Annotated in this window: 20 protein-coding genes; 17 read left to right on the forward strand and 3 right to left on the reverse strand. The window is 54.6% G+C overall.

All coding sequences use genetic code 11. The features are described 5' to 3' along the window. The first annotated feature begins 48 nt into the window (after positions 1–48). Positions 49–891: a tryptophan 2,3-dioxygenase gene (gene kynA / locus KAJ71_RS03885; protein ID WP_248944459.1), complete on the forward strand. Its 843-nt coding sequence runs from the start codon at positions 49–51 to the stop codon at positions 889–891. A gap of 55 nt (positions 892–946) precedes the next feature. Here kynA and curA read toward each other — a convergent pair whose 3' ends face one another. The 3 genes from curA to ydgT form a co-directional block, all read right to left on the reverse strand. After that, the gene (gene curA / locus KAJ71_RS03890) at positions 947–1,978 is read right to left on the reverse strand and encodes an NADPH-dependent curcumin/dihydrocurcumin reductase (RefSeq protein ID WP_248944460.1); all 1,032 of its coding nucleotides are present in this window, start codon (positions 1,976–1,978) and stop codon (positions 947–949) included. Positions 1,979–2,434: 456 nt separating this feature from the next. Next, positions 2,435–2,845, reverse strand: a complete 411-nt coding sequence (uspC, locus tag KAJ71_RS03895) for a universal stress protein UspC (RefSeq protein ID WP_248944461.1) — start codon at positions 2,843–2,845, stop codon at positions 2,435–2,437. 154 nt (positions 2,846–2,999) lie between these two features. Beyond that, positions 3,000–3,215, reverse strand: coding sequence for a transcription modulator YdgT (gene ydgT / locus KAJ71_RS03900; RefSeq protein WP_248944462.1), 216 nt, complete (start codon positions 3,213–3,215; stop codon positions 3,000–3,002). 1,350 nt (positions 3,216–4,565) lie between these two features. Here ydgT and flhD point away from each other — a divergent pair. From flhD to KAJ71_RS03980, 16 genes are all read left to right on the forward strand, one after another. Continuing rightward, a complete protein-coding gene (flhD, locus tag KAJ71_RS03905) occupies positions 4,566–4,916 on the forward strand; it encodes a flagellar transcriptional regulator FlhD (protein WP_025121488.1) in 351 nt (116 codons plus the stop codon). A 2-nt stretch (positions 4,917–4,918) separates the two neighbouring features. Next, on the forward strand, positions 4,919–5,500 hold the full coding sequence (gene flhC, locus KAJ71_RS03910) for a flagellar transcriptional regulator FlhC (protein ID WP_248944463.1): 582 nt from the start codon (positions 4,919–4,921) through the stop codon (positions 5,498–5,500). Positions 5,501–5,644: 144 nt separating this feature from the next. Then, complete coding sequence (gene motA / locus KAJ71_RS03915) at positions 5,645–6,535, forward strand: flagellar motor stator protein MotA (RefSeq protein ID WP_248944464.1); 891 nt, start codon at positions 5,645–5,647, stop codon at positions 6,533–6,535. Next, positions 6,532–7,608: a flagellar motor protein MotB gene (gene motB, locus KAJ71_RS03920; protein ID WP_248944465.1), complete on the forward strand. Its 1,077-nt coding sequence runs from the start codon at positions 6,532–6,534 to the stop codon at positions 7,606–7,608. Before motA ends, motB begins: the two co-directional genes overlap by 4 nt. 4 nt (positions 7,609–7,612) lie before the next feature. Beyond that, positions 7,613–9,580 carry a chemotaxis protein CheA gene (cheA, locus tag KAJ71_RS03925; protein ID WP_248944466.1) on the forward strand — a complete coding sequence of 656 codons (1,968 nt, stop codon included), beginning with the start codon at positions 7,613–7,615 and terminating at the stop codon, positions 9,578–9,580. Between the two features lie 31 nt (positions 9,581–9,611). Then, positions 9,612–10,112, forward strand: coding sequence for a chemotaxis protein CheW (gene cheW, locus KAJ71_RS03930; RefSeq protein WP_248944467.1), 501 nt, complete (start codon positions 9,612–9,614; stop codon positions 10,110–10,112). Positions 10,113–10,394: 282 nt separating this feature from the next. After that, the gene (tsr, locus tag KAJ71_RS03935) at positions 10,395–12,062 is read left to right on the forward strand and encodes a methyl-accepting chemotaxis protein (RefSeq protein ID WP_248944468.1); all 1,668 of its coding nucleotides are present in this window, start codon (positions 10,395–10,397) and stop codon (positions 12,060–12,062) included. Between the two features lie 88 nt (positions 12,063–12,150). Then, a complete protein-coding gene (locus KAJ71_RS03940; RefSeq protein ID WP_248944469.1) occupies positions 12,151–13,782 on the forward strand; it encodes a methyl-accepting chemotaxis protein in 1,632 nt (543 codons plus the stop codon). Between the two features lie 21 nt (positions 13,783–13,803). Next, positions 13,804–14,676 carry a protein-glutamate O-methyltransferase CheR gene (gene cheR, locus KAJ71_RS03945; protein WP_248944470.1) on the forward strand — a complete coding sequence of 291 codons (873 nt, stop codon included), beginning with the start codon at positions 13,804–13,806 and terminating at the stop codon, positions 14,674–14,676. Continuing rightward, a complete protein-coding gene (locus KAJ71_RS03950) occupies positions 14,676–15,725 on the forward strand; it encodes a protein-glutamate methylesterase/protein-glutamine glutaminase (protein WP_248944471.1) in 1,050 nt (349 codons plus the stop codon). The genes cheR and KAJ71_RS03950 overlap by 1 nt, the downstream gene beginning before the upstream one ends. 49 nt (positions 15,726–15,774) lie before the next feature. Then, on the forward strand, positions 15,775–16,164 hold the full coding sequence (cheY, locus tag KAJ71_RS03955) for a chemotaxis response regulator CheY (protein ID WP_248944472.1): 390 nt from the start codon (positions 15,775–15,777) through the stop codon (positions 16,162–16,164). Between the two features lie 14 nt (positions 16,165–16,178). Beyond that, entirely contained in the window at positions 16,179–16,823 is a 645-nt protein-coding gene (cheZ, locus tag KAJ71_RS03960; protein WP_248944473.1) for a protein phosphatase CheZ, read from the forward strand. A 155-nt stretch (positions 16,824–16,978) separates the two neighbouring features. Next, positions 16,979–18,121, forward strand: coding sequence for a flagellar biosynthesis protein FlhB (gene flhB, locus KAJ71_RS03965; protein ID WP_248944474.1), 1,143 nt, complete (start codon positions 16,979–16,981; stop codon positions 18,119–18,121). After that, positions 18,114–20,192 (forward strand): flagellar biosynthesis protein FlhA, encoded by a 2,079-nt coding sequence (flhA, locus tag KAJ71_RS03970; protein WP_248944475.1) that lies wholly within the window; start codon positions 18,114–18,116, stop codon positions 20,190–20,192. The genes flhB and flhA overlap by 8 nt, the downstream gene beginning before the upstream one ends. Next, positions 20,192–20,593, forward strand: a complete 402-nt coding sequence (locus tag KAJ71_RS03975; protein WP_248944476.1) for a flagellar protein FlhE — start codon at positions 20,192–20,194, stop codon at positions 20,591–20,593. The genes flhA and KAJ71_RS03975 overlap by 1 nt, the downstream gene beginning before the upstream one ends. After that, entirely contained in the window at positions 20,590–20,853 is a 264-nt protein-coding gene (locus KAJ71_RS03980; RefSeq protein ID WP_248944477.1) for a hypothetical protein, read from the forward strand. The genes KAJ71_RS03975 and KAJ71_RS03980 overlap by 4 nt, the downstream gene beginning before the upstream one ends. Positions 20,854–20,880 lie beyond the last annotated feature (27 nt).

The following is a 20,880-nucleotide window of genomic DNA, read 5'->3' on the forward strand; positions in this document are numbered from 1 at the left end:
GCAACGCGCGTCACCTTTGCCAAAGGCGTGAGCGATACGGAGAGAGAAATGAATCAGCGGGAACTAGAAAGTGCCATCGTCACCGATTTTTCCAAGCGCATGAGCTACGGTGATTACCTGTGCCTGGATCGACTACTGGATTGTCAGCAGCCCCTTTCCAACCCACAGCATCATGATGAAATGCTGTTTGTTGTACAGCATCAGACCTCGGAACTGTGGATGAAACTGATGCTGCATGAACTGCAGGCGGCCAGGACTCTGGTGCAGCAGGATAAGCTCAGCCACTGCTTCAAGATCCTGGCCAGGGTAAAGCAGATCCAGCGTTTGCTGTTTGAGCAATGGGCGGTGCTGGAAACGCTGACTCCGTCGGAATATGTGGAGTTCCGTGGCGTGCTGGGTAACTCGTCGGGTTTCCAATCTCATCAATATCGTTCGATCGAGTTTTTGTTGGGTAACAAAAATGCCGCCATGCTTGCCGTCTTCAGCGAAGATGCGCCAAAACATGCCGCGCTGAAAGCGATCCTCGAAGCCCCTAGCCTGTATGACGAATTCCTCCGCTATCTTTCCCGCCACGGTCTTGCGGTGCCTCAGGCATGCATTGAACGAGACTGGACCCAGCCTTACCAGCGCAATCCTGAGCTGTTGCCGGTGTTCAAACTGATTTACGATAATCCGCAAACCTACTGGGCGGCCTACGAAATGGCTGAGAAGCTGGTGGATATCGAGGAAAGCTTCCATCTATGGCGTTTTCGTCATATGAAAACGGTCGAGCGGATCATTGGTTTTAAATCAGGAACCGGCGGTTCCAGTGGCGTGAGTTTCTTGAAGAAGGCGCTGGAACTGACCTTCTTTCCGGAACTGTTAGATGTACGAACAGAAATTGGTGCTTGACTGTTTTGCCTAGACATCCAGCAATATCAGGGCGCGTAGCGCCCTGAACAGCGGTTTATTCCTCGGAGACGCGGATAATCAGCTTGCCGAAGTTTTTCCCTTTCAGCAGTCCGAAAAAGGCGTGAGGCGCGTTTTCCAACCCATCGACTACATCCTCACGGAATTTGATCTTGCCCTGGCTGACCCATTTCCCCATCTGTTGTAAAAACTCAGGGAAATTTTCCGCGTAGTCGTCAAAGATGATAAAACCCTGCATCTTGATGCGCTTGCGCAGGATCAGGCCTTGTAACAACGGCAAGCGATCTGGGCCTGGAGGTAACTCGGTCGCGCTGTACTGGGCGATCACGCCACAGACGGGGATACGTGCCTTGGTATTGAGCAAAGGAATAACCGCATCGAATACCGCGCCGCCGACGTTTTCATAGTAAATATCTATACCCTGCGGGCAGGTAGCTGCCAGTTGCGCCGCAAAGTCGGCCGAGCGGTGATCGATACAGGCATCAAATCCCAGTTCTTCCACCACATAGCGGCATTTCTCTGCGCCACCCGCCACGCCAACCACGCGACATCCTTTCAGCTTGGCAATCTGACCTACCACGGAACCTACGGCTCCGCTGGCTGCTGCGACGACCAGGGTTTCGCCTGCCTGTGGCTGGCCGATATCCAGCAGCCCCATATAGGCGGTAAAACCGGGCATACCGAGGACGCCAAGGAACCGGGAGGGGTGATCCAATTCGGCGCCCAGATTACGTAGCCCGCTGCCGTCCGACAACGCATGGCTTTGCCATCCGTCGTAGCCTAACACCCAATCTCCAACGTTAAAGTCTGGATGTTGTGAAGCCTGCACGCGGGATACGGTGCCGCCGACCATCACATCACCGATCTGTACCGGGGGGGCATAAGAGGGCGCATCGCTCATACGGCCACGCATATAGGGATCTAACGAAAGATAAACCGTGCGTAGCAACAGCTGCCCGGCGGCGGGCTGTGGGATAGGGCTGGTTTCCAGGCGGAAATTGTCTGCCTGCGGTTCCCCGTGTGGGCGTGAAGCTAAAACAAAACGGCGGCTATGCGCTTGCTGAGACATCGGTGACTCCTTGGCGACGGTGTAGAACAAAGGGTGTTCAGGTACTGGCTAGTCTAGTTAATCTGTCGCAATAGGAGATAGCGTTATGTGCGCACCTATGCGATAGCGTAATAGCATGGCGGGAAGATTGTTGAAAATTATTGCGTAACACTTGCGGTTATTGGGTGTTCGTTGAACTACTTATATCGTGAAGAAAATTAATAGCCGGTACCTTGTTGTCAATGATAAATAACAGTGACAGTTGCTGTCGGCAATTTTGATGAAAACGCGATAATTCCGAATTAATATATTGATTTGGGTGATGTGATTAATCCAATGCAGGGGTGAAAGTGATAGTAAGTTGGCCGAGCTGGCATTTTTGCCACCTGATGGAACCGCTATCGCAACTTAATTAATACGGAGAAAAAAACATTTCACCTTGAATAGGTTGCTATAGGGCTAGGGGATAACTATGTGCTATAGCGGAACGATCAGCACGTCAATGTTGCTGGTATTGATAAAGCGTGCGGCGGAGCAGGCTACTTTATTTATCATGCTATCGCTATGGTTGCCGCAGACGACCAGATCAAAGGGTTGCTGCTGGTTGGCGTAGGTCAAGCAGTCACCCAACTCGCCGTGGATTATACGAGTCGCGATGTTAGGATAGTTTGCCCGTAGGCACAGTTCTTCCATAAACAGCAGCGTTTCTTCCTCCATCAACGCACGCAGGTCACCCAGCATAGGGGCAGGGAAAATCTCGGTATTGGCAATGATGCTGACCAGCGTAATTTTCCCATCACAGGGGCGCACAATGGAGACAGCTTTCTCTACCAGCCGCTGGCTGTCCGCTGCCACTGCCACCGTAACCAGAACGTTGCGATATCCCATGTCCTACTCCCGTTGCCTGTATCTGTGCTGAAAGGGTAGAGCAATGCCTGTGCAATAAATGTGGTTTGTATCACGCGCAACGCTAAATCCCGAGGCAGGGAAGAGATTCCGCCATAAAAGATAAAAAGATGCGCGCATAAGAGTAAAGGGAAGGTTAAAGCACCTGCGCCCAGAGTGACTTTGGCACTCTACCCAGGTCGAACAGTTTGCCAGAGACCAGTTCCGCACGGCGATGATCCGCAGCGCGGTACATGTTGCATATTTCACTGTCGTCCGTCAGTGAATAATTCAGCTTGTCGTAGACTTTTTCCAGACTGTCCAAGCTGGAACATTTGCGAAACGTCATCAGGTAATCGATGGTACTTGTCATAGTTAAAGCATAGCCTATTAATAGTATTAAAGCGGAAAGAAAAGCCTCACATATTCGCAGAAATCGCCATAAGATGAAGAGGTGCAGCCAGGCAAAATAAAAGAAAAGTGAGCAAATGGAACGCGCTTAGCCAAAATACCCCTGGTAGGGGAGCGGCACCACCGAATGATAATATGTGCCGAGCATCTCGGCAATATACCTTGACAGATAAACTGTCAATTAGGGGGAATCTTACCTAATTGGCTCAGGTAGGGGATAGCTCTGCGTTTCTTTGACTATAGCAAAGAAAATGATAATGGGAATGGTTTGGCAGCAACAGCGAAAAGTGGGTGCTCGAAGTATTATCATGGTGAGCATACAAAAATGTTGCTGAAGACGTGTAAGGCTTAAACATAATCCCGTCAGTGCTGAAAAATGGCTAGACAATAAAGCAAAGATGAACTAGTGCATTTTCTCGCCGCTGTTTTGGGGTGTTAGGAATTTTCTATATAAGCGCTCGCATACCCTAAATAATAATTAAATTGCTAAGTAAAGTTCAGTTTGTGACTTTTTTTGCCAATTAACTCTAGCTAGTATTATTTTTTGACTTGACCCTGCCAACAATTGCCCTTGACCGTCTCGCTGCGAAACAAATTGTTACTCCTGTTAACTTGTTTAGCTTCTAATACTGCGCCATTTAACAGCGGGATCCGCTTTGTAGAAAATTGAAACAGCGACTACAGGTAACTCTGACTTCTCAGCTGTAGGGGGTTTTGGCGGGTAATTTTATTCATAAGCAACTGGTTTTAAATAACAATCAGTACTTTTGGCTGCCCTGGTGGTGCAGTGGCAGATTTTTGCTCTGTGATTTAGCTTTAGTTAAGCTTTTGTTCGAATTGATCTAAAAACGGGTATTTTTAAGCTATAAAAGCTGCTTTTTAAGACCTTTTTTTACTTCGGTATGTTTACTGTACAGTTTGATGGTTAAAAAGTGACCTATTTTTGGCCTTTTTGAGGGGAATTTTTTTTATTTTTGTGATCTGTGTCACATTGTTTTTAAAATTGCGGGTCACTCACGTTGTGTGGGCTAAGTGATCAGGGGTAGAGTTGCGCTGTTATTAAGATTAATCTTATTATTTTTGTAAAAATAGTCTTACGAAAAACACATTTTTGAAGCAGGATGCTGTATATCCATACATGTGATTGCATGTATATCAAATACTGAGTAACAACCCGAATTGTGTATAGTCGCGCAGTTATCGCGGCTAGCGTACAGGGATTTGTTTGCCAACTTTGGGAATGAACCCAAGTCGTGGGCGATAATTTATCACCCAGCGTATGTTATTAAACATAGTCTGTCGGGATGGGAATATGGGTACGTCTGAACTACTTAAACATATTTATGACATTAACTTGTCATATTTGCTTCTGGCACAGCGTCTGATTAACGATGAAAAAGCGTCAGCAATGTTCCGCCTGGGTATTGATAACTCGATGGCGGATGCGCTGTCGCAACTCACGTTGCCACAAATGGTAAAACTGGCAGAAACAAATCAACTGGTTTGTCACTTCCGTTTCAACGACCACAATACTATCGAGCGCCTGACGAAAGAATCCCGCGTGGACGATCTGCAACAGATCCACACCGGCATTTTGCTATCGAGCCATTTACTGCAAGAACTATCGGGTAAAGGCGGTAGTGTGACGAAGAAAAGAGCCTGATAATGAGTGAGAAAAGTATTGTTCAGGAAGCCAAGGACATTCAACTCGCCATGGAACTGATCACGTTGGGCGCGCGTTTGCAGATGTTGGAGAGCGAAACGCAGCTTAGCCGTGGGCGATTGATCAAACTGTACAAAGAATTACGCGGCAGTCCGCCGCCCAAAGGCATGCTACCGTTCTCGACCGACTGGTTCATGACCTGGGAACAGAACATCCACTCGTCGATGTTTTTCAATGCTTATCAGTTCCTGCTTCAATGCGGCCAGTGCCACGGGGTTGAAGCCGTGGTCAAAGCCTATCGACTGTATTTGGAACAGTGTCCGCAACAGCCAGGTGAACCCCCGTTGCTGGCGTTGACACGAGCCTGGACGCTGGTGCGTTTTGTCGACAGCGGTATGTTGCAGCTATCCGCCTGTAGCTGCTGTGGTGGGACTTTTATCACCCATGCGCACCAGCCGCTTAACAGTTTTGTCTGCAGTTTATGCCAACCCCCATCCCGCGCAGTAAAAAGACGTAAACTTTCGCCGCAACTGGCCGATATTATTCCACAACTGCTGGAAGAGCAGGTTAAACGCGCAGTCTGAGCCTGCTTGCAGGCTTATACCACAATGCAGACTGGTGAAACACAAGGGCTCGGTACTCTGGGCTCTCTGGGCGGCCCGTGCTGTTGCCGAATTTCACCCGCGCTGACTCACCTTCCATCCACATTGTGAATTTAAGGAATACGTGTGCTAGTTATTTTGGGTTATCTCGTGGTTCTGGGAACCGTGTTTGGCGGCTATATGATCGTCGGGGGCCACCTCGGCGCGCTCTATCAGCCCGCCGAATTTCTGATCATCGGGGGGGCGGGCGTGGGGGCCTTTATCGTTGGCAACAACGGCAAAGCGATCAAATCCACGCTGCGCGCTCTTCCCAAGCTGATGCGCCGCTCAAAATACAACAAAGAACTGTATATGGATCTGATGGCGTTGCTCTACCGGCTGATGGCCAAATCACGTCAGCAGGGCATGTTGTCGCTTGAGTTTGATATCGATAATCCGCAGGAAAGCGAAATTTTCTCTAATTATCCCCGCATTCTTGCCGATAACCACTTGGTGGAATTTATTACCGACTATTTGCGGCTCATGGTGAGCGGCAATATGAATGCCTTTGAGATCGAAGCGTTGATGGATGAAGAGATCGAAACCTTCGAACAGGAGAGCGAGGTGCCTGCGGGGAGCCTGGCGATGGTCGGCGATTCGTTACCGGCTTTCGGCATCGTGGCCGCCGTGATGGGGGTAGTGCACGCGCTCGCTTCGGCTGACCGACCTGCGGCGGAATTGGGGGCACTGATCGCCAATGCGATGGTGGGCACCTTCCTCGGCATCCTGTTGGCCTATGGATTCATTTCGCCACTGGCCACTGTGCTGCGCCAGAAGAGTGCCGAAACCACCAAGATGATGCAGTGCATCAAGGTCACCCTGTTGTCGAGTTTGAATGGTTATGCCCCGCAGATCGCCGTCGAGTTTGGCCGTAAAACGTTGTACACCACGGAACGCCCTTCCTTCGTTGAGTTGGAAGAGCATGTGCGTAAGGTGAAAGCCCCGGCACAGCAGGCGACGGAAGAGCAGGACGCATGAAACAGAATCACCCGGTTATTCTGGTCAAAAAACGCAAAGCCCATCATGCCGGTCATCACGGCGGCTCCTGGAAAATTGCCTATGCCGATTTTATGACGGCGATGATGGCGTTTTTTTTGGTGATGTGGTTGCTGGCGATTGCCAGCCCGCAAGAGTTGACGCAGATAGCCGAATATTTCCGTACCCCACTGAAGGTGGCATTGACCAGCGGCGACAAGAGCAGCTCGGAAAGTAGCCCAATCCCTGGCGGTGGGGACGATCCAACCCAGCAGCAAGGGTTGGTCAAAAAACAGATGGACTCACCGGAAAAGCGTGCGGAAGAGCTGCGCCTGAACAAGCTGCGCGAGAAGCTTGATGAGCTGATTGAGTCAGACCCACGCCTGAAAGCGCTGCGGCCGCATTTGCTGATCAACATGATGGATGAAGGATTGCGCATTCAAATTATCGACAGCCAGAACCGGCCGATGTTCAGGACCGGTAGCGCACAGGTGGAAAGCTACATGCGCGATATCTTGCGTGGGATAGCGCCGATCCTCAATGGGTTAACGAACAAAATCAGCCTGTCGGGCCATACCGATGATCTGCCTTATGCCACCGGTGAGCGCTATTACAGCAACTGGGAGCTGTCCGCCGATCGTGCCAATGCTTCTCGGCGTGAGCTGATCGCCGGTGGTTTGGCTGAGGGCAAGGTGTTGCGGGTGGTTGGGATGGCCTCGACCATGAACCTGAAACAGCACGGCGGTGATGACGCAGTTAACCGGCGAATCACTATTCTGGTGCTGAACAAAGCAACCCAGCAAGGGATAGAACACGAGAATGCGGAGAGCAGCGCTAGGGAAATCGACCAACCGGAAGGCTTGAAGCAGTTGGCTCCGCAGGCGAAGGCACCGGCCATGGTGACACCGGAATTACCACCGTCGCCGCCTGCTCCAACCGCCGAATCACCGGCGGTACAAAGTACGCCAGAGCAACCTTCGGCAGCGGTGAAAGCCGCAGACACCGGGCCGACAGCGGCTATTCCGGCGGCACCTTCCGCCACTTCACCGACTAACAGCGACTCACAGCAGAGGTGACCCCGTGAGCATGGATATTAGCGCTTTTTATCAGACCTTTTTTGATGAGGCAGACGAGCTGCTGGCCGATATGGAGCAACATCTGTTGGAGCTGGATCCGCTGGCCCCGGATATTGAACCATTGAACGCGATTTTCCGCGCGGCTCACTCGATCAAGGGCGGGGCGGCCACTTTCGGCTTTAGCGTACTGCAGGAAACCACCCACCTGCTGGAGAATTTGCTGGACGGTGCCCGGCGTCAGGAAATGAGCCTGAGCACCGAAATTATCAACCTGTTTCTGGAAACCAAAGACATTATGCAGGAGCAACTGGACGCCTATAAAACGTCGCAACAACCTGATAGCGAGAGCTTTGAGTATATTTGTCAGGCGTTGCGGCAGTTGGCTTTGGAAGCGCAACAGCAGGATGCTCCTGCGGCGGCGGTAACGGTAACCTCACCGGTGGCTCATGCCGCTGTTCCGGCCGCGATTGAGAGCGGGATGCGGATCAGCCTGAGCGGTCTGAAGCCGAATGAAATTCCGCTGATGCTGGAAGAGTTGGGTAATCTGGGCGAGGTGGAAAATCCGCAGCAGACCGAGACCAGTCTGGAGGTCACTTTGCTGACCTCTGCCAGTGAGGATGATATCAGCGCGGTGCTGTGCTTTGTGCTGGAACCTGAGCAGATTGCCTTTTCCACGCCGCCGAAGGCCGTGGCGAAGATCAGCACGCCGGAACCTGTTGCTGTTGCCACACCTACCGTGCCCGCTACGGTGGCTGAAGCACCGAAACCCAAAGCCAAGGCTAGCGAGTCCACCAGCATCCGCGTGGCGGTAGAAAAGGTCGATCAGTTGATCAACCTGGTGGGGGAATTGGTGATCACTCAGTCGATGCTGGCCCAACGTTCCGGCTCCCTGGATCCAGTCAACCACGGCGATCTGCTCAACAGCATGGGCCAGTTGGAGCGTAATGCTCGCGACCTGCAAGAGTCGGTGATGTCGATCCGCATGATGCCGATGGAGTACGTTTTCAGCCGTTTCCCGCGCCTGGTGCGCGATCTGGCCAGCAAGCTGGACAAGCAGGTGGAATTGACGCTACGGGGCAGCTCTACCGAACTGGACAAGAGTCTGATTGAACGCATTATCGATCCGTTGACGCACCTGGTACGTAACAGCCTGGATCACGGTATTGAAGAACCTGCTGCGCGCCTGGCCGCCGGTAAGGCCGAAGTCGGTAATCTGATCCTGTCCGCCGAACATCAGGGCGGCAATATCTGCATTGAAGTCACCGATGACGGTGCTGGTCTCAATCGCCAGAAAATTCTCGCCAAGGCTGCCTCACAGGGGCTGGGGGTGAGTGACAACATGAGCGATGAAGAGGTCGGCATGCTGATCTTTGCCCCGGGTTTCTCCACCGCCGAGCAGGTGACCGACGTCTCCGGGCGTGGAGTGGGCATGGACGTGGTGAAGCGAAATATTCAGGAGATGGGAGGCCATGTCGAGATCCATTTCCAGGCCGGGAAGGGCACCTCAATCCGCATTTTACTGCCGCTGACGTTAGCCATTCTTGATGGAATGTCGGTCAAGGTGAATGAGGAAGTTTTCATTCTGCCATTGAATGCCGTGATGGAATCATTGCAACCACAGGCCGAGGATTTGCATCCGCTGGCCGGAGGGGAGCGCGTGCTTCAGGTACGCGGCGAATATCTGCCTCTGGTTGAGCTGTATCGGGTGTTCGAGGTTGACGGCGCGAAAACCGAAGCCACCCAGGGCATCGTGGTAATTTTGCAAAGTGCAGGCCGCCGCTATGCGCTGCTGGTCGATCAGCTGATCGGTCAGCACCAGGTGGTGGTGAAAAATCTGGAAAGCAATTATCGCAAGGTGCCGGGTATTTCGGCTGCCACCATTCTGGGGGATGGCAGCGTGGCGCTGATTGTAGATGTTTCGGCGCTACAAACGCTGAACCGGGAAAAGCGTCTGACGGACGCTGCCGCATAATTATTAACCGACTGATTTAAAGGTGATCGAAATGGCAGGACTGGCAGCCGTCAGCAAACTGGCGGGCGAAACGGTAGGTCAGGAGTTCCTGATTTTTACCTTGGGTAACGAAGAGTATGGCATTGATATCCTCAAGGTTCAGGAGATCCGCGGTTACGATCAGGTAACGCGCATCGCCAACACCCCGGCGTTTATCAAGGGCGTGACCAATCTGCGTGGGGTGATCGTGCCGATTATCGATCTGCGCGTGAAGTTTGCCCAGCAGGACGTCTCTTATGATGAAAACACCGTGGTGATCGTACTGAACTTTGGCCAACGCGTGGTGGGGATCGTCGTTGATGGCGTGTCTGATGTGCTGTCGTTAACGGCGGAGCAGATCCGCCCAGCCCCTGAGTTTGCGGTTACGTTGGCGACGGAATATCTCACCGGCCTGGGGTCGCTCGGTGAACGTATGCTGATCCTGGTGGATATCGAAAAGCTGCTGAGTAGTGAAGAGATGTCACTGGTGGACAACGTAGCGAAAAGCGCCTGATTGCCGAGGTAAAGAGTTGCGCGTAATGAGGCATCAGGCCCCCACCCCAACCCCAACCCTCTCCCACAGGGCTGTCTCTTGATCAGATCTCCTGATCAAGAGACAGCTCCCTGTGGGAGAGGGCGAGGGGCCACTTTTCCTTCGCCGAGCCAAAATCTTACCCTCCGCACAATACAAAAAAATAGTTACAGATTTTTCTTAAAGTTCTCTTCTACCACGCCGATAACTCAGACAGTTAACGTACACAGAGTTTGTCTGTGCGGGCTTCCAAGAAGGGTAAAAATGTTTAATCGTATGAAGGTGGTCACCAGCTTATTGCTGGTGCTGGTGTTATTCGGTGCCTTGCAGCTGGTTTCCGGTGGGCTGTTTTTCACTTCGCTGAAAGATAACAAAGAAAATTTTACCGTACTGCAAACTATCCGACAGCAGCAGTCAGAACTGAATGAAAGTTGGGTCAACCTGCTGCAAACCCGCAATACCCTCAACCGTGCCGGGATCCGCTACATGATGGATCTCAATAAGGCGGGCACCGGTGCTACAGTTGATGAACTGCTGGTCTCGGCGAAAAACACGTTGAGCATGGCGGAACAGCACTACGCTGCCTATGAAAAAATCCCTCTGGATCCTCGCCAGGATGCCGCAGCGGCAGACGAACTCAAACAACGCTATACCACTTTGCATACTGCGCTATCGGAACTGATCCCACTGCTGGGTGACGGCAAGCTGGACGCCTTCTTTGAACAGCCAACCCAACGTTATCAGACTGAATTTGAGCAGGTCTATAACCGCTACCTGACTCAGAACGACAAGCTGTACCAGATCGCGGTCGAAGATGGTGATAGTTCTTTCGAATTCGCCGTTTGGACGCTGGGCGTGGTACTGGTACTGGTGGTTGCGGTAATCGCCATGGTTTGGTTCGGCATCCACCATATTCTGGTGCGCCCGCTTAACCGCATGATTGAACATATCAAACTGATTGCCGCTGGCGATCTGACCCACCCGATCGACGTCAACAGCCGCAACGAAATGGGCGTGCTGGCAGCCAGCCTCAGGCATATGCAAGGCGAACTGATCGACACTGTCAGCGGTGTGCGTCAGGGGGCCGATGCGATCTACAGCGGTGCTTCCGAGATTGCCGCAGGCAACAACGATCTCTCTTCCCGTACCGAACAACAGGCCGCTTCGCTGGAAGAAACCGCCGCCAGCATGGAGCAGTTGACTGCCACGGTGAAACAGAACGCCGAAAATGCCCGTCAGGCTAGCCAACTGGCGTTGAGCGCTTCAGAAACCGCGCAGAAAGGTGGGAAGGTAGTCGCCAACGTGGTGCAAACCATGCACGACATCGCTGGCAGCTCGCAGAAAATTGCCGATATCACCAGCGTGATCGACGGCATCGCCTTCCAGACCAACATCCTGGCGCTGAATGCGGCGGTGGAAGCTGCTCGTGCCGGTGAACAGGGCCGTGGTTTTGCCGTGGTCGCAGGTGAGGTACGTAACCTGGCCAGCCGCAGCGCGCAGGCAGCCAAAGAGATCAAAGGCCTGATTGAAGACTCGGTTAGCCGTGTTGATATGGGCTCGGAGCTGGTGGAAAGCGCCGGTGAAACCATGGGCGATATCGTCAATGCCGTCACCCGCGTCACCGACATCATGGGTGAAATCGCTTCGGCCTCCGACGAGCAGAGCCGGGGTATCGATCAGGTTGGTCAGGCGGTTGCCGAAATGGATCGCGTCACCCAGCAGAACGCCTCTTTGGTCGAAGAATCGGCCTCTGCGGCGGCAGCGCTGGAAGAACAGGCCAGCCGCTTGACCCAGTCCGTCGCGGTATTCCGACTGAAAGCGGAAGGCCAACACGAGTTCACGTCAGCAGCCAACAGTAAAGTCGTTACCCCGGTAATCAATCATAAAAAAATGAACGCCAGCGATCCGCAGGAAAACTGGGAAACGTTCTAACCGGCATTGGGCTGCGTTCTTCCAGCGAGGTCGTGGCCCTTTTTTCCGTCCTAAGTCGTGTTAACCCACGGCTACCTGGAGGTTTATCGTGTTTAACCGAGTCCGTATCTCTACCAGTCTGTTTTTATTACTGCTGACCTTTTGCCTGATGCAACTGGTTAGCACCGGCTTGTCGTATACCGCTTCCCGTTCCGATAACCACAATCTTAATCTGATTAGTCTGGGTAGCCAGCAGCGAGATGCCCTCAGCCTGAGCTGGGTTTCCCTGCTACAGGCACGCAACACCTTGAATCGGGCCGGCACCCGAGCAGCGCTGAAAGTGCCGCAAGAACAAGTCGATGACCTGATGGGCAACGCCCGTAGTTCGTTGCAAAAAGCCGATCTCTATTTTAATCAGTTCCTGGCTGTCTCGCGTAACAGCGACCAGGAGCAGCAACTGACAGAAACCACCAAAGCCAGCTATGAGCGGCTACGTGGTGCCTTGCGTGAGCTGACCGTCTTCCTGGAGGGCGGCAACCTGCAGGGCTTTATGGATCAACCCACGCAGAAAATACAGGACCTGTTCGAAGCCGACTTCGTCCAGTACCTGCAGCTGGTCAACGAAAATATCACCCAGGCCAATGCGGCCAACCAGCGCTCCTTCACGCTGGCCGGTTGGTTGGTGTGCGGCGCTGTACTGATGCTGATCCTGGTGACCGCCAGCGCCATGTGGTGGTTGCGCAATATGCTGGTTCAGCCGCTGAATATTATGCGCAGCCACTTTGACCGTATCGCCGACGGCGACCTGGCCACGCCGATCCAGGTGTATGGCCGCAACGAGATCAGCCAGCTTTTTGCCAGCCTGCACCGTATGCAGCACTCGTTGATTGGCACCGTTGGAGCGGTGCGCGAAGGTGCCGAGTCGATCCTGATCGGGTTACAGGAAATCTCGGAAGGCAATAACGATCTCTCTTCCCGTACCGAACAGCAGGCCGCCTCACTGGAAGAGTCCGCCGCCAGTATGGAGCAGTTGACCGCCACGGTGAAACAGAACGCCGACAATGCCCGCCAGGCCTCAAAGCTGGCGCGCGATGCCTCAGCCACCGCAGCCAAGGGCGGAGAAATGGCCGATGACGTGGTGACTACCATGCACGATATCGCCAGCAGCTCGCAGAAAATTGGCGCTATCACCAGCGTGATCGACGGTATTGCCTTCCAGACCAACATCCTGGCATTGAACGCGGCGGTTGAAGCGGCGCGGGCGGGTGAACAAGGGCGTGGTTTTGCCGTGGTGGCCGCAGAGGTGCGCAATCTGGCTCAGCGTAGCGCTCAGGCAGCCAAAGAAATCAAAGTGCTGATCGATGAGTCGGTCGGCCGTGTTAAGCAGGGATCGGTGCTGGTCGAAGACTCCGGTGCCACCATGCAGGATATCGTGCGTTCGGTGACCCGCGTTACCGACATCATGGGCGAGATCTCCTCGGCTTCCGATGAGCAAAGCCGTGGTATCGAGCAGGTCACTCAGGCCGTGACCCAGATGGACCAGGTGACGCAACAGAACGCCGCTCTGGTGGAACAAGCGGCCTCTGCGGCGGCGGCATTGGAAGAACAAGCCATTACGCTGGCAGATGCGGTAGCGGTATTCCGCCTGGCGGACGACAACATCACCTTATCCGAAAGTCTTAACAACGGAGTTTTATCAGTGGCTAAGGAAGCAACTAGTGTCGAATTGTATAGCAAGTAACAACAAATTGGGTGAAGGGTTATGAGCGGTTCATCCTCACCCTCCAATAAAGAGCCTGCGTCTTTGCTGGCGCAGATGGTGCAACGGCTGCCTCTGTCGGATGTGCATTTCCGGCGTATCAGCCAGTTGATCTACCAGCGTGCCGGCATTGTGTTGGCCGAGCATAAACGCGAGATGGTTTATAACCGTCTGGTGCGTCGCCTGCGACTGCTGGGAATACCCGATTTTGGTAGCTATCTGGTGCTGTTGGAAAGCGACACCAACAGCGCCGAGTGGCAGGCATTCGTCAACGCTCTGACCACCAACCTGACGGCATTTTTCCGTGAGGCGCACCATTTCCCGATCCTGGCGGAACATGCGCGTTCGCGGCCCAACGGTTATTGCGTGTGGAGTACCGCCGCCTCAACCGGCGAAGAGCCTTACTCGATCGCCATTACCTTGAGTGAGGCGCTTGGGCAGCGGGCGACGGGGACGCAGGTGTGGGCCAGCGATATCGATACTCAGGTATTGGAAAAGGCTGAAGCGGGGGTATATCGCCAGGAAGATTTGCGCACCCTGACACCGGCGCAGATGCAGCGTTATTTCCTGCGAGGTACCGGCCCTCACCATGGGCTGGTGCGGGTTCGGTCAGAACTGGCGGCACAGGTACATTTCCAGCAGCTCAATCTGCTGGCCCCTGAATGGGCGCTACCGGGGCAATTTGATGCGATATTTTGCCGTAACGTCATGATCTATTTTGACAAGGAAACACAAGAGCGCATTTTGCGGCGCTTTGTGCCGCTGCTTAAACCGGGGGGCCTGATGTTTGCTGGCCATTCCGAAAACTTCAGCCAGCTCAGCCGGGATTTCTACTTGCGTGGGCAGACCGTGTATGGCCTGACCAAGGAGAGGTAATGAATAAAATCAGAGTATTAAGCGTAGACGATTCTGCCCTGATGCGGCAGCTGATGACCGAGATTGTCAATAGCCATTCCGATATGGAGATGGTGGCAACTGCCCCCGATCCGCTGGTGGCGCGAGATCTGATCAAAAAATTCAACCCGCAGGTGCTGACGCTGGACGTAGAAATGCCGCGTATGGACGGGCTGGATTTTCTGGAAAAACTGATGCGCCTGCGGCCGATGCCGGTGGTGATGGTGTCGTCGCTGACCGGAAAGGGATCGGAGATCACCCTGCGGGCGTTGGAACTGGGCGCGGTGGATTTTGTCACCAAGCCGCAACTGGGGATCCGCGAAGGCATGCTGGCCTATAGCGAGCTGATTGCCGAAAAGATCCGCACGGCGGCCAAGGCGCGTCTGCCACAGCGCTCAACGGCACCGGCTCCGGAGATCCTCAGTCATACGCCGCTGTTGAGCAGTGAAAAGCTGATCGCTATCGGGGCATCTACCGGCGGTACCGAGGCAATACGCCATGTCCTGCAGCCGTTGCCGGCTACCAGCCCAGCGTTATTGATCACCCAGCATATGCCGCCAGGGTTTACCCGTTCGTTTGCTGAGCGGCTCAACAAGCTGTGCCAGATCACGGTGAAAGAGGCGGAAGACGGCGAGCGCGTATTGCCAGGCCATGCCTATATCGCGCCGGGAGATCGTCATCTAGAGCTGATGCGCAGTGGCGCCAACTATCAGGTTCGGCTGCATGATGGCCCGCCGGTGAACCGGCATCGTCCTTCGGTCGATGTGCTGTTCCGTTCGGTGGCTCAGTTTGCCGGGCGTAATGCGGTGGGGGTGATCCTCACCGGTATGGGAAATGACGGTGCGGCAGGAATGCTGGAAATGCATCGTGCTGGGGCATACACCTTGGCGCAAAACGAAGCCAGCTGTGTAGTGTTTGGCATGCCGCGTGAGGCCATTGCTACCGGCGGAGTGAATGAAGTAGTGGAGTTGGAGCGCATGAGCCAACGCATGTTGGCGCAGATCGCGGGTGGTCAGGCGCTGCGTATTTGATGTTATGCCCCGAACTACGGGGCAAAAACGAATAACCTTAGGAGTAAGAATGGCAGATAAGAACCTTAAATTTCTGGTGGTGGATGATTTTTCCACCATGCGCCGTATCGTCAGAAATTTGCTGAAAGAACTGGGTTTTAACAACGTCGAGGAGGCGGAAGACGGGGCGGATGCGTTGAATAAACTGCGTACTGGCGGCTTCGATTTCGTGGTATCGGACTGGAATATGCCGAACATGGATGGCCTCGAACTGCTGCAAACCATCCGCGCCGACGGCGCGCTGGCCTCAATGCCAGTGCTGATGGTGACGGCAGAAGCCAAGAAAGAGAACATTATTGCTGCTGCTCAGGCGGGTGCCAGCGGTTACGTAGTGAAGCCCTTCACGGCGGCGACGCTGGAAGAGAAGCTCAACAAGATCTTTGAAAAACTGGGCATGTAAAAAAGGAGAGGGCGATGAGAGATATTCCAATGCCTGCCAGCGATGCAGCGACAGCGGGCGAGATCATCTCCCGCATCGGTCAACTGACCCGCATGCTGCGTGACAGCATGCGTGAGCTGGGGCTAGATCAGGCTATCGCTCAGGCTGCCGAAGCGATCCCGGACGCACGTGACCGTCTTGATTATGTTGTCACCATGACGGCTCAGGCGGCGGAACGGGCACTCAACTGCGTGGAGGCGGCACAACCTCGTCAGGCGGAGTTGGAGTCGCAGGCCAATACGCTAAAAGGGCGCTGGGACGAGTGGTTTGCCAACCCTATCGAGTTGGCAGATGCACGTTCACTGGTGACGGATACCCGCCAGTATCTGGATCGGGTGCCGGAGCACACCGCATTCACCAACGCCCAGTTGCTGGAGATCATGATGGCGCAGGATTTCCAGGATCTCACCGGCCAGGTGATCAAGCGTATGATGGATGTGGTGCAGGAGATAGAAAAGCAGCTGTTGATGGTGCTGATGGAAAACATCCCGGATCAGCCAACCAAAGAGAAAAAACCGAACGACAGCCTGCTCAATGGCCCGCAGCTGGATCAGAACGGGATTGGCGTGATCGCCAATCAGGCCCAGGTAGACGATCTGCTCGACAGCCTGGGTTTTTGATCTTTCGTTAGGGCGCACTCTTGCGCCCTAACTCTTTTCGCTAGCCCATCCCCGAAATAACCGGTCTTTTGCGCTCTTGTTCCCGCAATGAAATCTGCATTTTTTTGGCATGCTGACGCTAATTCTATTCTTCGCATGCAATGGGAACCCTCGCCTTGGCCGAAGACAGTGATATGGAAAAAACTGAGGCCCCCACACCCCACCGGCTGGAAAAGGCGCGTGAAGATGGCCAGATTGCGCGCTCGCGCGAGCTGACATCGATCCTGATGTTGGTCGCCGGGTTGTCGATCTTGTGGGTCGCGGGCGGCCATATCGCACAACAGCTGGCGAGGATGCTGGCGGCAGGGCTGCATTTCGATCACAACATGGTCAGCAACGATAAGCAGATGCTGCGCCAGTTTGCCATGCTGCTGCGTCAGGCGGTGTGGGCGCTGATGCCGATCCTGGCCGGATTGGTGCTGGTGGCGCTGGCGGCCCCGATGCTGCTGGGCGGCGTGGCCTTCAGCCTGAAGTTTGATGCCAAGCGCATGAACCCGATCTCCGGATTAAAACGGATGTTCTCCACCCAGGTGCTGGCGGAGTTGCTGAAGGCGATCCTCAAAGCGACGCTGGTGGGCTGGGTGGCCGGGCTTTACCTGTGGCACAACTGGGCGGCGATGTTGCATCTGGTCACCCAGCAGCCGCAGGATGCGCTGCGCAATGCCCTACAGATCGTGATCTTCTGCGGCATGCTGATCGTGCTAGGGCTGGTGCCGATGGTGGCCTTTGACGTGTTTTATCAGCTGTGGAGCCACTTCAAGAAATTGAAGATGACCAAGCAGGAAATTCGCGACGAGCATAAGCAGCAGGAGGGCGACCCCCATGTTAAAGGGCGTATTCGCCAGCAACAGCGTGCCATCTCTCGCCGCCGCATGATGTCCGACGTGCCGAAGGCAGACGTGATCGTCACCAACCCGACGCATTACGCTGTGGCGTTGCAATACAACGACAAGAACATGAGTGCGCCGAAAGTCCTTGCCAAAGGGGCAGGAGAGATCGCCTTGCGTATCCGTGAATTGGCGAACGAACACCGTATTCCGACCTTGGAAGCCCCACCGCTGGCGCGAGCGCTATACCGTCACAGTGAGATTGGGCAGCACATTCCTACGACCTTGTATGCCGCCGTGGCCGAGGTCCTGGCGTGGGTCTACCAGCTGCGCCGTTGGCAACGTGAAGGCGGCCTGATCCCGAAAAAACCTCAACGTTTACCGGTGCCGGAAGCACTGGATTTTGCTGGAGAGAATAACTCAGATGGCTAATTTGGCCTCCCTGCTTCGTTTGCCGGGTAATTTTAAAGATACGCAGTGGCAGGTGCTGGCTGGCCCGATACTGATCCTGATGATCCTGTCGATGATGGTGCTGCCGTTACCGGCATTTATCCTCGATCTGCTGTTTACCTTCAATATTGCCTTGTCGATCATGGTGTTGCTGGTGGCGATGTTTACCCAGCGTACGCTGGAGTTCGCCGCCTTCCCGACCATCCTGCTGTTCTCAACCCTGTTACGCCTATCGCTGAACGTCGCTTCAACGAGGATCATCCTGATGGAGGGGCATACCGGCGGGGCGGCGGCGGGGCGGGTGGTTGAAGCGTTCGGTCACTTCCTGGTGGGGGGCAACTTCGCCATCGGTATCGTGGTGTTTATCATCCTGGTGCTGATCAACTTTATGGTGATTACCAAAGGGGCCGGGCGTATTGCCGAAGTGGGCGCCCGCTTTGTCCTTGATGGGATGCCGGGTAAGCAGATGGCGATCGATGCCGATCTGAACGCCGGGTTGATCGGCGAAGACGAGGCTAAAAAGCGCCGCTCTGAAGTGACGCAGGAAGCGGATTTCTACGGTTCGATGGACGGTGCCAGCAAGTTTGTGCGCGGTGACGCGGTGGCAGGCTTGATGATCATGGTGATCAACGTGGTAGGCGGCCTGTTGGTTGGTGTGATCCAGCACGGCATGGAGTTGGGTACTGCGGCTGAAACCTATACCCTGCTGACCATCGGTGATGGTCTGGTTGCCCAGATCCCAGCGTTGGTGATCTCGACGGCGGCCGGTGTGATCGTCACCCGCGTTGCTACCGATCAGGACGTTGGCGAGCAGATGGTGGGCCAGTTGTTCAACAACCCGCGCGTGATGGTGTTGAGTGCTGCGGTGTTGGGGTTGTTGGGGATGGTTCCTGGGATGCCAAACCTGGTGTTCCTGCTGTTCACGGCGGCGCTGCTGGCGTTGGCCTGGTGGCTGCGCGGGCGCGAACAGCAAGCGCCGAAAGTTAAAGAACAGCCGTTGCCACAGGAAAACCCGCAGGTGGTAGAGGCCAGTTGGTCAGATGTGCAGCTGGAGGATCCGTTGGGCATGGAGGTGGGTTACCGCCTGATCCCAATGGTGGACTTTCAACAAAACGGTGAACTGCTGGGGCGTATCCGTGGCATCCGTAAAAAATTCGCCCAGGATACGGGTTATCTGCCACCGGTGGTGCATATTCGCGACAACCTCGAACTGTCGGCGGCTAGTTACCGCATTCTGATGAAAGGGGTGGAGATCGGCAGCGGTGAGGCGCATCCGGGGCGCTGGCTGGCGATTAATCCGGGCAATGCGGTGGGCGATCTGGCCGGTGACAAAACCGTCGATCCGGCCTTCGGGTTGGAGGCGGTATGGATCGATACCGCGTTGCGTGAACAGGCACAGATTCAGGGATTCACGGTGGTGGAAGCCAGTACCGTGGTTGCCACTCATCTCAACCATTTACTCGGTCAGTTTGCCAGCGAGCTGTTTGGCCGCCAGGAAACCCAGCAGCTGTTGGATCGTGTCTCGCAGGATATGCCGAAGCTGACGGAGGATTTTGTGCCGGGTGTGGTTTCGCTGACCACCTTGCACAAGGTGCTACAAAATCTGCTGGCCGAGCGAGTGTCGATCCGCGATATGCGCACCATTATCGAAACGCTGGCCGAGCATGCACCAACGCAAAGCGATCCTTTCGAATTGACCTCCGTGGTGCGCGTTGCCCTTGGGCGCGCCATAACTCAGCAGTGGTTCCCGGGGTACGGGGAGATCCAGGTTATTGGCCTGGATACGCCGCTTGAACGCCTGTTGTTGCAGGCCCTGCAAGGGGGGGGGGGACTTGAACCGGGTCTGGCGGACCGCTTGTTAGATCAGGCCAAACAGGCGTTGCAACGTCAGGAAATGCTCAGCGCACCGCCGGTGCTGCTGGTAAACCACGCGTTACGTGCGCTGCTGGCGCGCTTCCTGCGCCGTACCTTACCGCAGTTGGTGGTGCTGTCGAATCTGGAAATCAACGACGAACGGCAGATACGCATGACCTCAACCATTGGAGCCGCCTGATGAAAGCGTTTCTTCCTCTGTTGGTGCTGTTAGCTCCGTTGGGGGCACAGGCGGTGTCAGGCTCTTGGGCCGCCGATGCCACCGGCGTAACGTTGGAAACGGGGGGCGTGCGTGGTGAGTCCCCCAGCCTACGGGCGGTAAATCCACCGGCGGCCAATGCTCGGGTGACCAGCGTAAACTGGCGTTATCAACTGCTGGCAGGTGCGCCCGCCGGATTGCAGGTGCAGCTTTGTACCTTGTCACAATGTCTATCGCTTGGCGCGGGCAGTGGGCGTAGTGAGGCTTTCAACGGTATGCCCGCAGACAGCGAGTTTCGCTTCGTTTACTTCGTGCAGTCTCGTGGTGCACTAAATCCCCCGCTGCGGGCGATCTCTAATCAGGTGATTGTGAATTATGAGTGAGGACGATCGGTCACCCTGGCGCGATTTGCCTTAACAGCCAGTCACGCAACGCAACGATATCGACGACTGCGCTGTTGCAACCGCTGAACAGCATCAGCGTAGCTGCCAGAGCAGCTTCGTTGGCAGTCATCGGAGTCATTCTGTTGGTGACATTGCTGATCCAATTTCAGGCATCGCCGAACTTTGCTATCGCGTGGTTGATCGATCTGCTTTTGCTTGGCGTGTTGGTGGTGCGCATTGCAGATCGCGAGGCTACGTGAGTTCTCAAAAAAAGCTCGTTAGATTTT

Source organism: Serratia silvae (assembly GCF_023282985.1).
Lineage (GTDB): Bacteria > Pseudomonadota > Gammaproteobacteria > Enterobacterales > Enterobacteriaceae > Chania > Chania silvae.

Bases quoted from the DNA above. Each gene is read 5' to 3' on its own strand.
- kynA (WP_248944459.1), top strand. From the start codon at position 49: ATGAATCAGCGGGAACTAGAAAGTGCCATCGTCACCGATTTTTCCAAG.
- curA (WP_248944460.1), bottom strand. From the start codon at position 1,978: ATGTCTCAGCAAGCGCATAGCCGCCGTTTTGTTTTAGCTTCACGCCCA.
- uspC (WP_248944461.1), bottom strand. From the start codon at position 2,845: ATGGGATATCGCAACGTTCTGGTTACGGTGGCAGTGGCAGCGGACAGC.
- ydgT (WP_248944462.1), bottom strand. From the start codon at position 3,215: ATGACAAGTACCATCGATTACCTGATGACGTTTCGCAAATGTTCCAGC.
- flhD (WP_025121488.1), top strand. From the start codon at position 4,566: ATGGGTACGTCTGAACTACTTAAACATATTTATGACATTAACTTGTCA.
- flhC (WP_248944463.1), top strand. From the start codon at position 4,919: ATGAGTGAGAAAAGTATTGTTCAGGAAGCCAAGGACATTCAACTCGCC.
- motB (WP_248944465.1), top strand. From the start codon at position 6,532: ATGAAACAGAATCACCCGGTTATTCTGGTCAAAAAACGCAAAGCCCAT.
- cheW (WP_248944467.1), top strand. From the start codon at position 9,612: ATGGCAGGACTGGCAGCCGTCAGCAAACTGGCGGGCGAAACGGTAGGT.
- tsr (WP_248944468.1), top strand. From the start codon at position 10,395: ATGTTTAATCGTATGAAGGTGGTCACCAGCTTATTGCTGGTGCTGGTG.
- cheR (WP_248944470.1), top strand. From the start codon at position 13,804: ATGAGCGGTTCATCCTCACCCTCCAATAAAGAGCCTGCGTCTTTGCTG.
- KAJ71_RS03950 (WP_248944471.1), top strand. From the start codon at position 14,676: ATGAATAAAATCAGAGTATTAAGCGTAGACGATTCTGCCCTGATGCGG.
- cheY (WP_248944472.1), top strand. From the start codon at position 15,775: ATGGCAGATAAGAACCTTAAATTTCTGGTGGTGGATGATTTTTCCACC.
- cheZ (WP_248944473.1), top strand. From the start codon at position 16,179: ATGAGAGATATTCCAATGCCTGCCAGCGATGCAGCGACAGCGGGCGAG.
- flhA (WP_248944475.1), top strand. From the start codon at position 18,114: ATGGCTAATTTGGCCTCCCTGCTTCGTTTGCCGGGTAATTTTAAAGAT.
- KAJ71_RS03975 (WP_248944476.1), top strand. From the start codon at position 20,192: ATGAAAGCGTTTCTTCCTCTGTTGGTGCTGTTAGCTCCGTTGGGGGCA.